This is a genomic window from Niastella sp. (assembly GCF_045805085.1).
Classification (GTDB): Bacteria; Bacteroidota; Bacteroidia; order Chitinophagales; family Chitinophagaceae; genus Niastella.
Window position 1 is genome coordinate 1 of the sequence record NZ_JBJMLX010000165.1, and the last position, 20,328, is coordinate 20,328.

General features: G+C 44.0%; 17 protein-coding genes and 1 pseudogene. 8 read left to right on the top strand and 10 right to left on the bottom strand.

The genetic code is table 11. From position 1 onward, the window contains the following. Positions 1-185 precede the first annotated feature (185 nt). Positions 186-1,097, bottom strand: coding sequence for an ROK family protein (locus ACJ751_RS08235; RefSeq protein WP_407745013.1), 912 nt, complete (start codon positions 1,095-1,097; stop codon positions 186-188). Between the two features lie 27 nt (positions 1,098-1,124). After that, complete coding sequence (kdsB, locus tag ACJ751_RS08240) at positions 1,125-1,850, bottom strand: 3-deoxy-manno-octulosonate cytidylyltransferase (RefSeq protein WP_407745014.1); 726 nt, start codon at positions 1,848-1,850, stop codon at positions 1,125-1,127. Positions 1,851-1,995: 145 nt separating this feature from the next. On the opposite strand from kdsB, the gene ACJ751_RS08245 reads away from it, so the two are divergent. The 3 genes from ACJ751_RS08245 to ACJ751_RS08255 all read left to right on the top strand — a co-directional run bounded on the left by ACJ751_RS08245 (position 1,996) and on the right by ACJ751_RS08255 (position 5,507). After that, positions 1,996-3,429 carry a circularly permuted type 2 ATP-grasp protein gene (locus ACJ751_RS08245; RefSeq protein WP_407745029.1) on the top strand — a complete coding sequence of 478 codons (1,434 nt, stop codon included), beginning with the start codon at positions 1,996-1,998 and terminating at the stop codon, positions 3,427-3,429. 138 nt (positions 3,430-3,567) lie between these two features. Next, positions 3,568-4,503 carry an alpha-E domain-containing protein gene (locus ACJ751_RS08250; protein ID WP_407745015.1) on the top strand — a complete coding sequence of 312 codons (936 nt, stop codon included), beginning with the start codon at positions 3,568-3,570 and terminating at the stop codon, positions 4,501-4,503. Between the two features lie 32 nt (positions 4,504-4,535). Then, on the top strand, positions 4,536-5,507 hold the full coding sequence (locus ACJ751_RS08255) for a transglutaminase domain-containing protein (RefSeq protein WP_407745016.1): 972 nt from the start codon (positions 4,536-4,538) through the stop codon (positions 5,505-5,507). Between the two features lie 28 nt (positions 5,508-5,535). On the opposite strand, the gene ACJ751_RS08260 is transcribed toward ACJ751_RS08255, so the two are convergent. Both ACJ751_RS08260 and dnaN read right to left on the bottom strand, forming a co-directional pair. Then, complete coding sequence (locus tag ACJ751_RS08260) at positions 5,536-6,354, bottom strand: sterol desaturase family protein (RefSeq protein ID WP_407745017.1); 819 nt, start codon at positions 6,352-6,354, stop codon at positions 5,536-5,538. Between the two features lie 205 nt (positions 6,355-6,559). Further along, a complete protein-coding gene (dnaN, locus tag ACJ751_RS08265) occupies positions 6,560-7,675 on the bottom strand; it encodes a DNA polymerase III subunit beta (protein WP_407745018.1) in 1,116 nt (371 codons plus the stop codon). Between the two features lie 463 nt (positions 7,676-8,138). Here dnaN and ACJ751_RS08270 point away from each other — a divergent pair, with 463 nt between their 5' ends. The 3 genes from ACJ751_RS08270 to ACJ751_RS08280 all read left to right on the top strand — a co-directional run bounded on the left by ACJ751_RS08270 (position 8,139) and on the right by ACJ751_RS08280 (position 11,153). Continuing rightward, the gene (locus ACJ751_RS08270; protein ID WP_407745019.1) at positions 8,139-9,470 is read left to right on the top strand and encodes a hypothetical protein; all 1,332 of its coding nucleotides are present in this window, start codon (positions 8,139-8,141) and stop codon (positions 9,468-9,470) included. 61 nt (positions 9,471-9,531) lie between these two features. Then, positions 9,532-10,629: a trypsin-like peptidase domain-containing protein gene (locus ACJ751_RS08275; RefSeq protein WP_407745020.1), complete on the top strand. Its 1,098-nt coding sequence runs from the start codon at positions 9,532-9,534 to the stop codon at positions 10,627-10,629. Positions 10,630-10,667: 38 nt separating this feature from the next. After that, positions 10,668-11,153 (top strand): regulatory protein RecX, encoded by a 486-nt coding sequence (locus ACJ751_RS08280; RefSeq protein ID WP_407745021.1) that lies wholly within the window; start codon positions 10,668-10,670, stop codon positions 11,151-11,153. Positions 11,154-11,223: 70 nt separating this feature from the next. Here ACJ751_RS08280 and ACJ751_RS08285 read toward each other — a convergent pair whose 3' ends face one another. The 3 genes from ACJ751_RS08285 to ACJ751_RS08295 all read right to left on the bottom strand — a co-directional run bounded on the left by ACJ751_RS08285 (position 11,224) and on the right by ACJ751_RS08295 (position 15,690). Continuing rightward, on the bottom strand, positions 11,224-12,354 hold the full coding sequence (locus ACJ751_RS08285) for a sensor histidine kinase (protein ID WP_407745022.1): 1,131 nt from the start codon (positions 12,352-12,354) through the stop codon (positions 11,224-11,226). Between the two features lie 17 nt (positions 12,355-12,371). Continuing rightward, positions 12,372-12,800, bottom strand: a complete 429-nt coding sequence (locus ACJ751_RS08290; RefSeq protein WP_407745023.1) for a response regulator — start codon at positions 12,798-12,800, stop codon at positions 12,372-12,374. Between the two features lie 664 nt (positions 12,801-13,464). After that, entirely contained in the window at positions 13,465-15,690 is a 2,226-nt protein-coding gene (locus tag ACJ751_RS08295) for an FUSC family membrane protein (RefSeq protein WP_407745024.1), read from the bottom strand. A gap of 670 nt (positions 15,691-16,360) precedes the next feature. Here ACJ751_RS08295 and ACJ751_RS08300 point away from each other — a divergent pair. Both ACJ751_RS08300 and ACJ751_RS08305 read left to right on the top strand, forming a co-directional pair. Beyond that, positions 16,361-16,612, top strand: a complete 252-nt coding sequence (locus ACJ751_RS08300) for a hypothetical protein (protein ID WP_407745025.1) — start codon at positions 16,361-16,363, stop codon at positions 16,610-16,612. Between the two features lie 138 nt (positions 16,613-16,750). Further along, positions 16,751-17,551: a copper resistance protein NlpE N-terminal domain-containing protein gene (locus ACJ751_RS08305; RefSeq protein ID WP_407745026.1), complete on the top strand. Its 801-nt coding sequence runs from the start codon at positions 16,751-16,753 to the stop codon at positions 17,549-17,551. On the opposite strand, the gene ACJ751_RS08310 is transcribed toward ACJ751_RS08305, so the two are convergent. The 3 genes and pseudogenes from ACJ751_RS08310 to ACJ751_RS08320 form a co-directional block, all read right to left on the bottom strand. Next, the gene (locus tag ACJ751_RS08310) at positions 17,552-17,839 is read right to left on the bottom strand and encodes a hypothetical protein (protein WP_407745027.1); all 288 of its coding nucleotides are present in this window, start codon (positions 17,837-17,839) and stop codon (positions 17,552-17,554) included. Between the two features lie 28 nt (positions 17,840-17,867). Beyond that, on the bottom strand, positions 17,868-19,811 hold the full coding sequence (locus tag ACJ751_RS08315) for a M1 family metallopeptidase (RefSeq protein ID WP_407745028.1): 1,944 nt from the start codon (positions 19,809-19,811) through the stop codon (positions 17,868-17,870). Between the two features lie 102 nt (positions 19,812-19,913). After that, positions 19,914-20,328: pseudogene (locus tag ACJ751_RS08320) on the bottom strand (penicillin-binding protein); the annotation flags it as partial.

Sequence of the window (20,328 nt, forward strand, 5' to 3'; positions counted from 1 at the left end):
GATCACTGTACTGGCGTAAATCGGCAATCGGCAATCGGCAATCGGCAATCGGCAATCGGCAATCGGCAATCGGCAATCGGCAATCGGCAATCGGCAATCGGCAATAAATTTCCGACGGCGCAAGATCAATTATTAATCTCAAAGTTTGCGAGCCCATTCACGATTCACGATTGCCGATTCACGATTTAAGCAACCAATGCTGCAGCACCGAATACACCGGCGCTATCGCCCAGGCTGGGTTTTAATATCTGTACATCGATCCTGTTATTGAAAATATATTTATGCAGTGATTCCACACCGGCTGTGTAAATGCTGTCGATATTTCCTACACCACCACCCACAACAATCACATCGGGATCGAGCAGATTGGTGATTACCGAAACCGCTTTTCCAAAGAAATGATTCAACCGGTCAATGGTTTTAATAGCCGCCGGATCGTTCCCCTGCAGGGCATGATTCAGAATATCTTTTAAAGAAAGCATGGAGCCGGTAATACTTTTATAATACCGCTGTAGCCCGGGGCCCGATAACACGGTTTCCACACAACCGGTTTTTCCACAATAACAGGGACCGCCCGATTCATCGAGAAAGTTATGGCCCCATTCACCGGCAATACCATGCTTGCCATTCCACACATGACCGTTTACAACAATACCACCACCCACACCGGTGCCCATTATAATTCCGAATACCAGCTGTGCATCGGGCGCTTTTTCTTTCACCACACCCCAGTGGGTTTCAGCTAAAGCAAAACAATTGGCGTCGTTGGCCAGCACACAGGGAATACCCAGTTTTTCTTCCAGGTCTTTTTTCAGGGGCTGACCGTTCAGGGCTGTGCTATTGCAATTTTTCATGGTTTGCAATATAGGGTCCAGCACGCCGGGCGTGCCCAGTCCAATGCAGGGGGGCTGTATACCGGATTGCTTTTTCATTGTTTGTACCAGGCTGTCGATCTGGCCAATGATGTGGTCGTATCCCTTGTAGCCTTCCGTATCGATACGGGTCCTTAAAATAGGTTGCGGATTATCTAATGAAGGAACTATGGCACCTTCTATTTTGGTTCCTCCCAGGTCGATACCCCAAAGTGGTTGCGTCATGGTGTTGGTTGTTTTTTTCAGCAATCTTTATAAAAGCCGGGCTGCTCGTTCCAGGTCTTCCGGAGTGTCAATTTCAATACCCATATATTCTGTTACTACCATTTTTAATGGTACGCCGTTCTCGAGGTAACGGAGGCATTCAATTTTTTCAGCGGCTTCTAATGGGGTTATGGGCCAGGTGGTAAAACCCATGAGGGCATCTTTTCGAAAAGCGTATACACCAATATGTTCATAATAGATGGTCTTCGCTTCGTTATTGCGCGGATAGGGAATTATGCTTCTGCTGAAGAAGAGCGAGTTCATGTTTTTATCAACCGCTACTTTCACATAATTGGGGTCGGCAATAAATTGCGGTTCTTTCATTTCCTGCATCAGGGAGGCTACCTGCACTTTTTCACCAGCTGTACCTTCAAAAACCTGCAATAATTTCTGTAAGGGTTCTTTTTTTACAAAAGGTTCATCGCCCTGCACGTTTACTACGATATCGGTTTCCATATCGGCCACCGCTTCGGCTATGCGGTCGCTGCCACTTTCATGTTGCTGACGGCTCATACACGCTTTGCCACCGTTTGATACGATCTCATTAAAAATAATATCACTATCTGTTACCACCCATACTTCATCAAATAATCCTGTGGCTACGGTATTATCATAGGTATGACGAATAACAGTTTTGGTTCCCAGCAGCTGCATTAATTTGGCAGGAAACCGGGTTGCCGCATAGCGGGCCGGGATCATTGCAATTTTTTTCATCGGGATAAAGATAAGAAAAGCCGACTTGAATGAAGGATAAACGCAGTCATTTCATTATATTTGGAAGGAACCCGTTTTTTCACTCCAGCGATTTGCCTGCCAGCATTTAAGAACACCAAAACTACTCTGTATGCAAGCTACCGAATTGCTAAAGACCTATTATGTAGATACCAATACCTGGGATGAAATGTACAGGGAATCGTCTGTACGGGAGCAATACCAGCGGGTGGTGGAATTTATGCAGCAGCTCGACCTGGAAGAGCTGAATAAAAAAGAAGAACTGGCTAAACGATTGTTCATGAGCCAGGGTATTACATTCACCGTTTACAGCAGCGGCGAAGGCATTGAAAAGATTTTTCCGTTCGACATTATTCCCCGCATTATTACCGCAACCGAATGGGACCATATTGAAAAGGGCATCAAACAACGGCTGAAGGCCCTGAACCTGTTTTTGAAGGACGTATACCACAACCAGTTTATATTGAAGGATGGGGTAGTGCCCATTGACATGATATACAGCTGTCCGCATTATTTACGCGAAATGTACAACCTGCAGGTGCCATATGATCTGTATGTGCATATTGCCGGTATCGATCTTATTCGCAATAACGATGGGTCGTTTTATATTCTGGAAGATAACCTGCGAACGCCAAGCGGGGTAAGTTATATGTTGGAGAACCGGGAGATCACCAAACGCATTTTCCCCGATCTGCTGCCACAGAACAACGTACGAAGTGTAATAGAATATCCTAATATTTTACACAAGAACCTGGTTTCATTATCGCCCCGGCAAATAGCCAACCCTACTATTGTATTATTAACCCCCGGTATTTATAATTCTGCATATTTTGAACATACCACCCTGGCCCGGTTAATGGGGGTAGAACTGGTAGAAGGGAGTGACCTGGTTGTGGATAACCACCGGGTATATATGAAAACCACGTTTGGGTTGCAACAGGTGGATGTTATTTACCGCCGGGTTGATGATGAGTTCCTGGACCCGCTGTCTTTTAATCCCAACAGCGTACTGGGCGTTTCAGGATTAATGAGCGCCTACCGGAAAGGGAATGTAGCTATTGTAAATGCGGTAGGCAATGGGGTGGCTGATGACAAGGCCATTTATTGTTATGTGCCCGATATGATCCGCTATTACCTGAATGAAGAACCCATTTTAAAAAATGTACCCACCTATCGGTTAGAGGATGCAGAACACCGTGAATATGTTTTCAACAACATTACCAACATGGTGGTGAAGAAAACCAACGAAAGCGGTGGTTATGGAATGTTAATGGGCAATACAGCGAGTGAAGAAGAAATAAAAGAATACTGTGCGGCCATTAAAAAAGACCCACGCCAGTTTATTGCACAACCTATTATCAGTTTGTCGTCGGCGCCCTGTTATATGCAGGGAAAATTGCAACCCCGCCGGGTTGACCTGCGACCCTATGCCTTGTGCGGGCCAGATGGTATTGAGATCGTTCCGGGCGGTTTAACCCGCGTGGCATTGCGTGAAGGGTCGCTGGTGGTAAATTCATCACAGGGCGGGGGAAGTAAGGATACGTGGGTGTTGTCATCGTGAATGGTCAATGGTGAATGCCACTGCGCGGCATACCTCGTCGAAGCTGGTAACCGGCACCATGGAACCTGAAACTTGCAACCTGGAACAGTTTAATAGATCCACAAATCATACACTTTAAACAATAAACTGGTTTTTTAGATGCTTAGTAGAGTAGCCGATAGTTTATACTGGATGAGCCGTTATATTGAACGCAGCGATGGTATTTTGCGAATGCTAAAGGTCAATTATATGTATTCGCAGGACAGCGTCTACGATTTTTCCTGGAAACCGGTGTTGCGGCTGTTCACCTATCTGGAAGAGGCAGAAGCCAAACAGTTGGAAACAAACCCACGCGGCATTCTGCAATTCATTGTAGCCGACAAAAGCAATCCAAACGCCATTGTAAATATTGTAACCCACGCCCGTGAAAATGCCCGTAGCGTGCAGGACCACATCACCAAAGAACTGTGGCAATGTTTGAACGATTATTATCATACCACCAAAGAAGACTGGCTGCCCAACTGGTTACAAAAAGATGATCCTATTACCATCCTGGATGTGTTAATAAAACAGGGATTATTGTATTACGGAACGGCTGATATCACCATGTCGCGTGGCGAGGGCTATTCTTTTATGAACATTGGCAAATTTCTGGAACGCGCTATTTTATCGGTTGACCTGTTGAATGTGCGGTTCATAAACAACCAGTATGTTATGGATCGGGTGGCCGACGCCCCTTACTGGAAGTATTTATTATTAAGCATAGCCGGGTATGAATTATACCTGAAAACGTATCGGTCGGGCTTTGAGGCCCGCAACGTAGTGGAACAGGTAGTGCTGAACAATCATTTTCCCCGCTCCATTATATATTCCATTACCAGGCTGCAACGGTATTTTGATCGGCTGAAGCAGGAAGGCCAGGTGAACAATTATCAGCAGCTCGATTTTATGATCGGCAAACTGCTGAGCAAGGTGCGGTATTCAACAGCAGATACCATCATCAGTCAAAACCTGCATCAATATTTGATAGACATTAAAAATGACCTGTACGCCATTGCCAATGCGCTGAATCAGTGTTGTTTTGCATATTCTTAAATCCAATACAGAGTTTCGTATTTTTGCCAACCATGCCACAATTCAAAATTCATCACGTTACCAGGTATACATACGAGGTTTCGGTTCGAGACAGTGCCAACCAGATCATTTTGTTCCCTGTAAAAGATGATTACCAGACAGTACTAAAACAGGACCTTACCATTACCGGCGAGCCGACCGTGGATATATATAAAGATTATTATGGCAACGAAGTGGGCTCCTTTATGTTTGCCAATGCCCATACCGAGTTGAAGATAGACTCAAAAATTGAAGTGGTTACGAAAGCAAGGCCACTGCCTGTAGACGCCACACCAAAAGAAGAACAATGGAATAGTTTACAGGCCTTCAGGCACCAGGTGCCGTTTATTGATTTTCTGAAACAGGAATCGTGTGAAGCAATAGACGAGATAAAACGCGATACCCCGGTTGGCCAATATTTGCAGGTTACGCCGCTGACCGCAGCGCAAAAACTGAATGAATATGTTTACAGGGAATTTCAATATATAAAAGGGGTAACGAATGTAGAAACAACCCCTGATGAAATATGGAAGCTGAAAGCCGGCGTATGCCAGGATTTTGCCCATATTTTACTGGTTATGCTGCGGATGACCGGCATTCCCGCCCGCTATGTAAGCGGGTATGTTTGTCCGAACCGCAATGGTATGCGGGGTGAAGGCGCCACCCATGCCTGGGTGGAAGCCTATATTCCCTATTATGGCTGGCTGGGTTTAGACCCCACCAATAATTGTTTTGTAAACGACCTGCATGTTCGCCTGGCTGTTGGCCGTAACTTCGGCGATTGTTCACCGGTAAAAGGAACCTATAAAGGCACCAGCAATCACAACCTGGAAGTGGGCGTATCGGTAAGTTATGAGGATGGCCATATTCAGGATGACCAGGCCACTATATTAGCAACCCAGCCCAATACGAACGGGGAGCAAAAAAGTGATGAGAACTCTTATAGAAGGTACATGGAGATGATTCAGCAACAGCAGCAACAATAGTTGACCAGTTAACGAGTTGACCAGTTAACTAGTAATCTGTTTTAATATTTTTATTAAAGGGAAGTTTTAGCTGATAACCCAAACTTTCATCGGGCTTACCCTCTAATACATCTAATCCATATTGTAATTGTTTAGGATCAGCGTAGGCAAACGTGCCAAAAAGCCGGTCCCACAACGAAAAGATGTTGGCATAATTGGTATCGGTGAACGGGCGTTTGTAATGGTGGTGCACCTTGTGCATGTTGGGAGAAACGAAGACCCAGCTGATAGGCTTATCGAGCCAGAGCGGTACCCTGATGTTAGCGTGATTGAAATGGGTAAAAATAGCCGACACACTGCGGTACAGGAAATACATGCCAATAGAAAGTCCCATTACATATACGCCTATAATGGTAAAACATTCTCTCCAGATCCATTCACCCGGGTGGTGCCGGGTGCCGGTAGTAACATCAACCTTGGTATCGCTGTGGTGGATCATATGAAACTTCCACATGAATTTTATTTTATGCATCAGGTAATGCGGAGCATACTGCGCAAAAAAATCCATAAACAGCAAGCCGATAATTATCCTGGCCCATAACGGCAGGTTGAACAGATACAATAATCCAACATGATGGTTGGTTACCCATCTGCAGGCGAGAATGGTGATTGATCCTAACAGGATATTCAGGATAACAGTGGTGGTAAGAAAAACCAGGTTTACGCCGGCGTGTTTATACCGTTTCCAGGAGAATTTAAAAAGCGGATAATAGCCTTCAATCAGCCAAAAGAAGATCATTCCACCCAGTAAAATGGCCATTCGTTGCCAGGAGGCAATATTCTCCCAAAAGTTCATAAAAGCTTCCATGGAGCCAATCGTTTACCCATAATTTACGACTAAAATTCCGATCTACTCCATTTTTGGGATAGGAAGCACAGATATAAAATTTCACTATCACTTTATCATTTAAGTATTTCACTTTTTACTTTTTGTAGCGATTAAATTAAAAAACCCTCCAGGCTTGTCCGGGAGGGTTTTGTTGTATGAAAAACAAGATATATAAAAATAGCGATCAGGTGTTCAGCATTAATGGCATTACCAGCATCATCAGTTCTTCATTATCATCCTGGTCGCCTGGACGGATGATACCAGCTTTGGTAGAAGTAGATAATTCAACCGTTACATCTTCGGTATCGGTAGCACCTAACATTTCAATCAGGAATTTGGCGTTGAACGCGATCTGCAGGTCTTCGCCATTGTATTGACATTTCATGCGCTCATTACCTTCAAATGAGAAATCGATGTCCTGCGCTGTCAGTTGCAACTGACTGCCGCTGATGCTTAATACAACCTGGTTGGTGCTTTTATTACTGAAGATACCAACGCGACGTAAAGCGCCCTGGAAATCGGTACGGTTTACAGTGAGTTTATATGGGTTATCTGTAGGAATTACTACTTTGTAATCAGGGAAACGGGCATCGATGAGGCGACAGCTTAACTGGGTGGTGCCATGTATTACAAACAGGTGATTGCTGTTATAGCTGACAGTTAGCTCATCGTCATTCACCGGCATGGCGCCTTTTAACAGCGTAAGCGGTTTTTTAGGAACGATGAGGGAATCAGTTTTAGGACAGCTAACATCGGTGCGTTTGTAACGAACCAGGCGATGCGCATCAGTTGCCACAAATTGCAATCCTTCTTTATTCATTTCAAAGAAAACCCCTGTCATGGCCGGACGCAGATCATCGTTACTAACAGCAAACAATGTTTTGTTGATGGCAGTAACCAGGGCAGCCGAGGCGATGGTGAAAGAATTGGTATCATCAATTACCGGATCCTTGGGAAAGTTATCGGGATTTTCACCCATCACTTTATACTTACCGTTGTCGCTGGTTATTTCAACCGCGTAATTCTTATCGATATTAAAAGTGAGTGGTTGCTCAGGAATGTTCTTTAAAGAATCCATCAGTATTTTAGCCGGGATACAAACACGGCCGGTATCTTTCGCTTCCACCTCCAACTGAATTTTCATTACCGTTTCCAGATCGGTTGCCACCACCGACAGTTGATTCTTTTGTACGTCAAACAAAAAATCTTCCAGAATCGGCAGTACTGTATTGGCATTTATCACCCCGCTAATCTGTTGTAATTGTTTCAATAAAGCCGAAGATGAAACGATAAACTTCATATAACTGATTAAGATTTGAGCAAATATAGGGTTATGACTGAATAATTTACCCGCTTTTTTTAAAACACGAAATCCACAAATATACTATCTTGCCTGCAGGCGGTATTGAAAAACCGGCGCCTGAAATGTGTCCCGGATGCCGATTTCAATAATACCACTTTCCAAACCGTAGCAACGATCGGCAGGCCGTTACCCCGTTTTACCTCAAAACGGGCCATTCAAACAGTAAACGGCCCGCTTGGTTAAGGTGGTTTTCCCACATAAAATCATAAAGGCGGGTTTTCGTTATTGTTCAGCAAAGGCTGAACTTATATTTTAGCGTTACCCATTGAGCGTTAAGCAGTAAGCGGTATTGGGTATTTTTCAAAACCATTGATTAAAAATTAAATAAACAGCAATTTTATTAGTCATATGCTGTTTATATGGTAATCTGATCTTGCATTTAAAAACAATATAACCTTATATGTTTGACAAATTATTCGGACGTGGTAAAAAGAGCCCGGAGCAGGCGCTTAAGGCGGTTCAACCCGACATCCCTTTTGGCCGCTATTCCGATAATAACAAATCGGTAGAAAAAGTGCGCCGTTGGACCGATGCCGACAATCTTTTCAAACAGCAATCCTATTACGACAGCATCGCGGCATTTTTTGATTACCTGGCCGATGATAAATTAGGTAATGTTATCCTGAACCGAAATAACGAGAGCGGCACCTTTCAGGTGTACCAGGGCTCCAAGATCGTTAGGGGCGAATTTGACAAGGATAGCCTGAAGGCCGAAATTACCCTGGCCAAAATGCCCCAGGCCAGCGTACCGGTTATGCGCCGCCTGCTTGAAATGAATTTTAACCTCTACTACAGCCGGTACGCGCTGGATAATGACCGCCTGTGCATGCGGTTCGACAGTGATATCAGAGCCGCCAACCCCAATAAATTATACTACGGGTTAAAAGAACTGGCCATTAAAGCCGACAAGCTCGATGACCTGCTGGTACAGGAATTTGCCGCCCTGCAAACGGTAGACACCGAACATATCATTGGCATTCCCGAAACAGAAAAAGAGGTGAAATACAATTTCATGCTCACCTGGATCAGGGAAACGCTTGACTATGCAGCCACCCTGGATGCCGATAAATTTTCAGGTGGAATTGCCTACCTGTTGCTATCGCTTGCCTTCCGGATAGACTTTTGTATTTGTCCCGATGGTAAACTGTTGAATGAACTGGAAAAGATCGTGGAGATCTATTACCGCAAGGATGAAAAGGGCACCATCGATCGCAACCAGGGCATGATAGAAGGATATAAGAAACTGCTCAATAAAACAAAAGAAGAGGTATACCCATACCTGTTCCGCTCAAAACATACATTCGCTATTGTGATGCCGCAACACCACCAAACCGTTGTGGATGCCATTAATGCGGCGGCGAATAATGTGGTGTGGTACCGCGATAACAATTACCCGCTTATTGCCAATAATGTAATGGAATACGCGCTTACATTCAGCCAGTATTCTTACAGTTTACCCAAACCGCTCAGCGAGCTGGTATTGTTATTTATGCAGATCAACTATCGCTCGTATTTTGAAGCGCTGGGATTTTCCGTTCCCTATTATGATGCACAGTCGGGTCAGTTTGACCAGGAGCTCATAAACGGACGAATTCAGCAGATCATTTCTGCCTGGCTATCGAAGTATCCCAAGCTGAATTTTAAAACGGAAAGCCTGCAGCTACAGACCCTGCTAACATTCAACAGCAGCTTTAGTACAGAGCTCACTACTTTAAATTTCGACTCAAACTAATTACTTAAACGAACAGGTACCAACCCCTGGTGACTACCTGCCGGTGCAAAATATTTAATCAATGGTTCAGGATATAATTGGCCAGTTTCAGACCGCCATCATACAAATAGCCACTCAAACCGGTACAGGTACCGGCTTTTATGTAAAGGAATTTGATTTGATTGTAACCAACGATCACGTGGTAAATGACAATCCCGAGGTTACCATAGCCGGTAAAAATTTTGAAAAAACCTTATCGCGCGTTTGGTATACCGATCGTAAACACGATCTGGCTTTTTTACAGGGTCCCGCTAATGTTGAGATCCCGGAAATTCGCCTGGGCCAGTACGATGGCCTGAAAGATGGCGATGAGGTATTGGCCATTGGTCATCCTTTTGGTTTTAATTATTCCGCTACACAGGGTGTAATTTCAAAAGTTGACCGCGTTCGCGATGGGTTAAAATTCATTCAGATAGATGCCGCTATCAACCCCGGTAACAGCGGTGGTCCGCTGGTGAATGCCAATGGGGAAGTTATTGGCGTGAATTCGTTTAAAATACAGGGTGGCGATAACATGGGTTTTGCCTTACCCGTAAATTACCTGCGCCAGGCCCTGCAATTATATGCGCCCCATAAAGGTGTTACCAGCACCCGTTGCCATAGTTGCGATTACCTGGTATTACCTGAAAATATTGATTCTGAAAAATATTGTCCTGCCTGCGGTACCGAGGTAAAACTGCCCAAAATGCCCGAGCAGGAAGTGGTGCCAACCGGTGTGGCCAAAACCATTGAAGATATTTTAAAAGAACTGGGTAAAGACATCAAGCTTGCCCGCGAAGGTGTAAACCGTTGGGAAGTACGCGAAGGCAGCGCCAAGATAAAGATCACTTACAATGCCGAAAACTACTTTGTAGTTGGTGATGCTTACCTGTGCCAGATGCCCACAGATGCCCTGAAAATAAAACCGCTGTACCAGTTCCTGCTGCAGGAAAACTACCGCACCAACAGCCTGGTGTTAAGCTGCCAGAACCAGAACATTGTGTTATCATGCATAATGTACGACCTGGACATCACCAAAGACGGAGGGGTAAAAACCTTCGACAACCTGTTTAAAAAGGCTGACTATTACGACGACCTGCTGAAGAATGATTTTGGTTGTTTGGATAGAATAGAAGAGTAACCAATAGGCAACAGACAATAAGCAATAGGCAAGCGGAGATGTTACAGAGGAAACAACAACTAACAAAAGAGCAGGCGTTGCAAAAGCTGCGGCACTATTGTGCTTACCAGGAACGCTGTCATGCCGAGGTGAAAGAAAAACTTTATTCTTTCGGCTTACGCAAACAAATGGTGGAAGAATCGATTGCCCAGTTGATCGAAGAAGATTATCTGAATGAAGAACGCTTTGCCATCCAGTTTGCAGGGGGCAAATTTCGCATGAAACAATGGGGAAGGGTAAAAATAAAACATGCCCTGAAGCAGAAACAGGTAAGCACTTATTGCATTAACAAGGCCATGAAGGAGCTGGATGCGGAAGATTATGAGAAAACCTTGCACAAACTGGCCAAACAAAAATGGGACACCATAAAAGGAGAGGGCGTGAATGGGTTTGTGAAAATGTCGAAGACTACTGATTATCTGTTACAGAAGGGGTTTGAGTCGGAGTTGGTACGAATGGCGGTGAATGAGTTGAAGGAAAGTTGACGAGTTGACCAGTTGACGAGTTGACAAGTTAACTTGTTGACGGGGATTAAGTGATGGATTTGAGGGCTTTTCACACCTTCCATTTATCCGTATTCCTTTTCTTAATCGTAAAGTAAAACGTAGAGCCTTCTCCCGGTGTAGAATCCACCCATATTTTTCCATTGTGCAATTCGGTTATCTTTTTGCAATGGGCCAGTCCTATACCGGTGCCTTCATATTCGTTTTTTGTGTGCAGGCGTTGAAAGATCACAAAAATGCGTTCCCAGTATTTTTCATCGATGCCAATACCATTATCGGTTACACTAAATTGCCAGGTATCTTCACGGAGCATTACTGAAATATTAATTACCGGCGGTTCACCCGGTTTTCTGAATTTTAGCGAATTACTAAGCAGGTTTTGAAAAAGCTGTTTCATTTCGGTGGAATAACCTGAAATTACCGGCAGGGGATCAATATTTATTACAGCCTTGCTTTCCTGGATGGCTATTGCCAGGTCGCTCAACACTTCCTGCACCACTTTATTACAGTCAACCGGTTCCAGAATGCGTTCCCGGCCAAGCCGTGAATAATCGAGCAGGTCCTGCACCAGCCGCCGCATTCTGTCAGAAGCATCGGTGATATAGTTGATGTATTTAATTACATTTTCGTCGGTCTCATTTTTATAATGACGCTTCAGCAATTCAACAAAACCTGATACGGTTCGCAGTGGTTCTTGCAGGTCGTGTGAAGCCACATAGGCAAACTGCTCCAGCTCTATGTTTTTTCGTTTAAGGTCTTCTGCATATTGTTGATGGCGGGTTTCTGCTTCCTGTCGTTCAGAAATATCGCGGATGAAGGCGCAAAAGAAATCATGCTCCTTCAATCGCATTGGTACTATAGTTAGTTCAATGGGAAACTCATGGCCATTGCGGTGCAGCGCTGAAATTTCAAAGACTTTATTCAGGACTGTTCCCTGCCTGGTGTTTAAATACTTTTTTAAACCTGTTTCGTGTAGTGCCCGGTATTGTTCGGGAACAATGGTTTCAGATAACCGGCGGCCTATTACCTCCGTTTCGGTAAAACCAAATGTTCTTTCAGCTTGCGGGTTCCATATAATGATGCATCCATCGGTATCAATACACACAATGGCATCGAGGGCTGAATTAATGATCAGCCGGGTCGTTTCTTCACTTGACCAGATATTTTCTTTGGTTTCCTTCATAGAAAGCAATCACTGGGTTAGCATACTTCCGGGAAAAACCGGGCGAGTATTTTTTTTATTACTTCAGGGTCCAGGGGTTTATTTTCAAACCCTGCGATCTCGATATTCTTTTGTGCAGCGTGTTCATCATCGGGGTTTAAGGAGGTGGTGAGCATTACCATTACGATATTGGCCTTTTGGTTGGGCGGTAGTTTTTCATAATGCTGCAGAAACTCCCAGCCATCCATACCCGGCATGTTAATATCCAGAAAGATCAGGTCGGGACGGGGATTCATTTTACCATTACTAAAATCACCTGTACCTGTTAAATATTCCAGGGCTTCCACGCCACTGGTAACCACTTCAACATGATGAGCGCAATCCATTTCCTGAACCAGTAATCTGTTCAGAAAATTGGTAGGCTCATCATCATCGATGAATAAAATGCACATCAGCTTTTGTTTCATACATGAACTGGTTTAATTATCAGAATATGAACAAGCCACTATACTAAAGCCTAACCAGCATATGTGTACCAATACAGCATTATCGTGCGCGGGGAATATTTGAATTCATACGGCTGGATACGGTAGGAAAAACGTTGCCGGATAACTGAAACTAAATACCGGGCAACCGTTAGGTATAAGTAAAAATAAGCATATTTCAGATAAAGCATAAAAAAACCTCCCGATGCACCGGGAGGTTAACTAATTAATTAAAGGGATCCTTGGTAAACGTTAATTGGTTTTTCTGGATTGGACGGGTTTTCACGGACTTTGGACGAAACGGTTTTTCAACTATTGGACTCTGATAGCTTTCAAAGGATACTTATTGGTATTTTTCAGGAAATTAGATCAGCGTTAACTGTTAACACCACAAAGATGCTACGCCCGCAACCTATTTCAAACTATTTGGCTGTTTAATTGGCCCGTATTGTTATTAAACTTAGTTTGATTTAGTGGCATACCCTTAGACTACTTACTTTACTAACAGGGACCCGTGTCCAAAAAACCAATTACACATGGTAACATCTTGTTCTGCCTACACAAATTGCCATTGTGTCTATTTCAGGATGCATTGGGTAGTGAATAGATTGAAAATGAAAGCGTAGAGCATAATTTATACCTGTAATCAGCCACCAGCTGCCAGCTGCAAACTTGCTTTCTTTATATCAGTTGTAACATCGTGAATGATCCTGAATTCATCAGTAACCGATTTCACTTCCAGCAATAATTTGCGTGTTTCGGTATCAGTTAAACCCTGATGCAGTTCTTTATGACGGCTCATCATTAAATTGGTCACCCGTTTATCGATCATTTGCCATTGCGGCGCCCGGGCCGATTCGGCTGATGTTGTTTCGCCTTTGAGAATGGCGGTGGCAGCACATAATTCCGCCTCGATATAATTGGTTACCGGAACAAAATCCTTTGTTACATTGGCCACTGCAAATTTCTGTCCGAAGTGTGATAACGTGGCAATATGCGAGGTAAGCAGGTGATTATACACCACAAACTGGTGAATGATATTGATATTCTTTTGTTGCCACTTAGGGTCTCCCAGCATACGGGTAAAAGCATCGGATAAATTACCCAGCGCCACAAATGCTTCTTTACGGCTGATGCGATACTGAATAGGGGTTACCGGATTACCCATAAAATTGGTGATGGCGGTTTTAAACCAGGCAGTGTTTTTTTCAATAGCTGTGGCAATGAGGCTCGAGATCTGTGAACGCTCCCAAAGCGGAACAATCAATAGATTGGCAATAAAGGCAATCACAGAGCCAATGGTGGTATCTATGAGCCGATCGGTAAGTACATTTTTTAGTGGAATGTCGTAAAGCAATTGAAAGATCAGCAATACATAGGGCGTCATAAAAATAACCGCGAACATATAATTGGTACGCAGCAGGCTGTAAGTACCCAGCATCAATACCAGCATGATCACAAACAAAACGGTTCTGTCTTTTATAAAATACAGAATACCCAAACCGATGATGGCGCCGGCAATAGTCCCGAACAGTCTTTCGAAATTCCGTTTTTTTGTAAGACTGTATTGGGGTTTTAAGATCACAATAATGGTTAGTAATATCCAATAGCTGTGTCCTACATGCAGGAATAACGAAGCAATATAACCAGCCAGGGTGGCCAAACTAACCCGTAGCGCATGCCTGAAATAGTTCGATTGCATGCTAAGGTTATCAATAAGCGTTTTAAAGCTGAAGTCCTGCCGGTTTATAAACTTCTCATAGTCATCGGGCGTATTGACATTGGAAACCTTCTGTTGATAGGTAGTATATAAATGCAGCGTATGCATGCGGTCTGCAATGTCTTCGATGTTGCTCAGAATATTCCGCATGGTAATGTAATATTCCAGCGTTTCAGGTGTCCTTTTTGTGTTCCGCAGCTCGATGTAATAACGGCGGGTTTCTTTAATGGCGTCGGCCAGGGCGGTGGTTTCCCGCGACCGGCGACCGCTTTTTACCGCTATGCTGATATCATCGAGTTCAGCGGCCAGTTGCATAATCAGCTGGCGGTAGCGGCTCATCAGCTCGGTTCCATCAAAAGCGGCATGCAGGTCTTTGTAATCGTCGTGATAAGAGGTCATGATCTGCTCAAACAGATCGACCAGGCTTCTGAAAAGCATCAACAGCGTGCGGCCTGTATTGGTTGTTTCTTTTACAATGTCGCGACTTTTATAAAACAGTTCCCGAACCAGTTCCTGTTCTGTATGAACGATCGCCTGTTGTTCGATCATTTGGCGATAGATCTTATCGAAATCGGCATTGTCATCATAAAACTGGGCGCGAATGCGAATATAATTGGCCGTCGCGGCCATGCATTCGCCTAATGCCTGCTGACCCAGCCGGTAGGGGGCAAACTTGTGAAGCATTAAACTTAAACCGGTATACCATAAACCACCCAGTAATATATAAGCCGCCTGAATAAGCACTTCCTTTCCCTGGCTTGGGTGCGACATTTGTAAAACCATGATGAGCAAAGCATTAACCCCAATGGCAATGGCGCGGGCGCCATACACCCCAATCATGGAGAGAACAAAACAAAAAGCCGTGATGAGAATGCCCAGTAGAACGGGATAGGAGGCTGTAAGACTGGTTAATGAGGCTACTATTATCAAAAATAACAGGCATATAAGCATCCCATTACGCCGGTGATGAATAGGACCAGGATTATCGGTACCACTTACGCACATGGCGCCCAGGGATACGGCCACCCCTTGTGACAGCATATCGAAATAGCTAAAAATAAGTGCGGGCAAAACCACCCCAGCTGTAATACGTACGCCGGAGCTAAGGTAATAACTGTATAAAAAGCTCTTATACTTCTTCAGATAGTCCATGAGTTATTAAAGTACGTATTTTTTAATGTGTGTGCACCATAAAAATGAAAATAACGACTGGCTAACTTGCTTATTACCAAACATCCAATTGATTTTTGATAAAATGTTGTCCGCTATGGCCAAACTTAATAGCTGATTGGTATTTTTTTAATTGTAAAGTTGTAACTTTAAAAAGCTGTATGGCATTTGCCGTCTGAAACAGATGGTATTCTCCTGAGAATATATTGATACTTATACCTGCTATAATTTTGAAAGCTATCGATGTTCCGTGCTTCCATTAAATGCGTCCAGGGCAATGTGTGCCCAATAAACTACCCACCTTATTCATTCGGATCCACCCTGATTTGTATAACATATGCCACGTTTTAGGATATGTGCGAAAAAATGACTGCACATTTAGGTTCGCAATATGTGCAAGGCATTGGCATCATTATTTTAGCCGTTTTAAATAACTATTGCTTAACATTTTTAGTAAAGAGATTTCGTGTCTATGTAACTGTTGGACCATCCGTTGTAGTAATGCAAACCCTTACATGCTTAAAAGCAAATAGCAACTTTCCCCGAACGTTCTGAACCCAATAGATAAGGCTACAAATTATGGTAATGAAGCAGGCCCCCCCAACTATGGAAATGAAAAATCAATATTTGCTCATGTTTAAAAATTAGAACTATGGAGCTGGAAGAACCTGTTTTAAAAATTTTACGCAAGAAGTACCAACCATCTTCTTTTATTGAAACGCATTGCAATCACTACGATCTGGCATTTAAAACCGATAGGGAAGGTGATGCCATTGTATTGGTCCTTGGCCGTAAGGACAATACCGGTTGTATAAAAGGGGAACGCTTTACGCGACGGCTCCGCCAAATGACAGATGGCAGGATTGTTAAAGAATTTTGGGAACACAAAGGCAAAGCAAGCTAAGCAGGATGGGTCCTTAATTACCGAAGGGCAAATTACAAAGATCCGTACCCTTTTTCTTTGTTTTAATAATAACGGCCCATTCTTTGTAGGGATAAGCTTCACTTTCCGGTAAACCATCCCTTTGGAAAATAAATAACAATGAGATCCTGTTTTGGCCTGTTTATGCTGGTTATTATAGCCTGCAATGATCCTTCACCAGTACCCGTACCATCCCCGGCGGATACTACTACCACAATCGATACACTATTTTCCCTACGCGACATTGACACGGATGATACCGACACACCCACCACTTTTGTACCGGGTTATTATACCGGTTTAATACCCTGTAATGATTGCAGCAATATCACCAGGAAAGTTTTATTATTAGCCGACCATACCTTTCACCTGAAAGATGAATTTAACGGAAGGGAACTGCCACCACAGGAATCAGAAGGCAGGTGGTTAACCACTAACGATCAATTACAACTGTTAGTTAATAATGCCCTTGTAAAACGTTTTGCTGTTACCAATAAAGGGTTGAAAGAAGTGGGTTTGACCGGCGCACCGGTGGCGCTTTATTCAAATACTTATCTCAGCCGTACAATAATTGGCGCCGATAATATTGCCTGGATGGAGAAGAAAGCCGCAGGGATAGATTTTTTTGCCCTGGGTAATGAACCATTCTGGCTAATGGAAATTGATAAAGATAAACAGATCAGTTTTTTGCAGGTTGATAGCACCCAGCCCGTTGTTTTTCCCTATGTGGCAGCCATCCAGCAAAACGGGCAGTACATATATAATACGGAAACCGGTGCGGGTGGCATGCAAATAATTATAACTCCACAGTTTTGCAGCGATGGCATGAGTGATAACTGGTATGAATATAAGGTGGAAGCGAAGTATAACGGTGCTACATATGTTGGGTGCGGCGTAAAGCTAAATGAGGTGCCGGAGTAATTAAACGTCCAGTGGTCCCTTTTCCAAATTTTCAGGTTCAGGAATGTGAGCCACATCCCTGAGTATCGCCCTTTCATCTTCAATCATCAATTCATCCCCGCGTAAAGAACGATAATAAGCCTGACCGGCTGCAATAGCAGCTTCCCTGTCGTCACCTGCCAGGGCCGCTTCATATTTATCTTTCAGCATTTTCAGCGCATCGGTTTTATTCAGGTAAGCAACTGAAATAAAAATGATGACCAGAAAGCCAAAGGCAAGGAATAATATTTTCTCAGTCAGGCTCATCATGCTGCCGGGTATTTATAACAAAGGTAATTTATTGCGCTTTCCATACATTATTTTGACGGTTGGCATCTGGCAGCATATGGTCCGGATCGATGGTAACCATTGTAATGGCTGCCGAAACCGGAACCGATACAGTATAGCTGGAATGTTGAAACCAGGTTTCAACCGGCAATTGCAGGCGCTGGGTTGTTCCATTGTTGAAAGTTAACTGAATAACTACCGGCATAACCATTTTATTAAGGTTGGCAATGGTGATCTTTGCCGCATTACCGGCCTCGGTTACCTGCTGTAATGCCTGGTCGAGCGACCAGTTGTTAATAAACCATTCGCGCCAGAACCAGGTGAGGTCTTCACCGCTTTCATTATCCATGGTATGAAAAAAGTCCTCAGGCGATGGATGTTTGAATGCCCAGTTGTGAATATAGCGTTTGAAAGCATAGTCAAACCGGTCTTTTCCCAGAATGTATTCCCGCAAGAGGTACAAACCAAAAGCAGGTTTGAAATAACTGATAGGATGGCGATAGGTTTCCGGAATGGCATCAGCCCCCATCATCATGGAAGGCGCTTTGGGATCGCTTAAATAAGGCAATATTTCATCAGCCGGATTGCCACCGCCGGGCGCATACTCGCTGTCGCGTTTGGGCGCGTACTCGCCTTTGTTGAAAACATCCGATGCGTACAGATCGATAAAGGTATTAAAGCCTTCATCCATCCAGGCATGACTGCGTTCGTTTGAACCAACGATCATTGGGAACCAGTTGTGGCCTATTTCATGGGCAGTGACCCAGTATAATTCTTTTCCTTTATCATTTATGCCATCGAACAAAATGCCCGGATATTCCATGCCGCCCGCAATACCGGCTTCATTGATAGCCGTAGGATAGGGATACACAAACCAGGTTTCAGAAAAATGTTCAATAGAAGCTTTCAGGTATTCCGTTGAACGGCCCCAGGCTTCGTTGCCATCGCTTTCAACAGGAAATACCGACATGGCCATACATTTTTTGCCGTTGAGTAAATTTACCCTGGCGGCATCCCATATAAAAGCGGCAGAAGCGCCAAAAGCCACATCGCGCGTATTGTTCATTTTAAAACGCCAGGTCAGATTGCCTTTTTGTACCGGCCGGCTGTGCGGGTCGGTAATTTCTGCTGCAGACCTGATGATAACCGTTTTGTCACTGTTGCGGGCTGCTGCCAATCGTTCAATTTGCTTTGATGTAAGTACTTCCGTAGGGTTTTGTAATTCACCTGCACCTGCCACTATTATATTCCAGGGGACAGTTACGCTGTAATCAAAATTGCCATACTCGCAATAAAATTCGCCGCTGCCTAAGAATGGCAGGGTGTTCCAGCCAACCAGGTCATCATACACGCACATGCGCGGATACCATTGGGCAATTTCGTAAATGGTGCCATTTTTTGTTTTTACATAATCGGTGCGGCCGCCAAAAGCGCCGGGAATGGAGTAATGATATTTTATGCGAATGGTAATGGTGCCGGTTTTTGCCGGCAGTGCTTTACCAAGCCTGATCTGCATGCGCGTGTCAGTAATAATATAATTGGCAGTGGAAACTTTTGCGTCTTGCTGAATTTGTGCTTCGTCAATGGAATAACCGGTTGTAAACTCCTGCGGTTGCTGATCGGTTAAATAATTGCTGCGTGCGCCTTTTTGATAAGTATTCTGATCGAGCTGCAACCATAAAGATGATAAGGAATCTGGACTGTTATTGGTATAGCGGATAACAGCATAACCCGTAAGTTGCTGTTTCATTGTATCGATGGTGGCCTGCAGGGTATAATCGGCCCGGTTTTGCCAGTAAGCATAGCTGGGTGCACCATTGGCCGATCGTATGGGGCTGCTTTTATTGGGATAAAATCCCGGGGCAAATGTTTCTGCCGGATCAAATAACGATTGGGATTGTGCAAAACCAGTGATTGAAAAAAGCAGAGTAACTGACAATAATAAATGACGCATGCAGGTGTGAATTAATTTTCAGATGTAACGATCAGCAATTTAAAAGAAAAAGGGCCGACTAAAAATTTTTAGTCAGCCCTTAATAACTTAATATGTTAAACTTTAATATCCACTATTCGCGGAGCTGTCGGGTTTTGTGTTTTCAGCTTCGCCACTGCCAACATTACCTTTCTTAGACCAGTCTGGAATTGAGTCCATAACCATTCCCTGCGGTTTTACAAAAAGATGTTTGGCATCCAGCCCGGTGCTCTTGTCTTTTAAACAGTTTGAATAAAAGTATGCCCAAACCGGCAATGCCACTGAAGAGCCCTGACCAACAGCCGTGCTGCTGAAACGGATAAAACGATCGTCGCAACCCGTCCATACCCCACACAATAATTGTGGCGTGTAACCCATAAACCAGGCATCACTGTTATCGTTGGTGGTACCGGTTTTACCGGCCACGTTGGCGATATTGATGCCATAGCTGGCTGTGCGTTTACCGGTACCGTGATTAATTACGCCCTGCATCATAGTA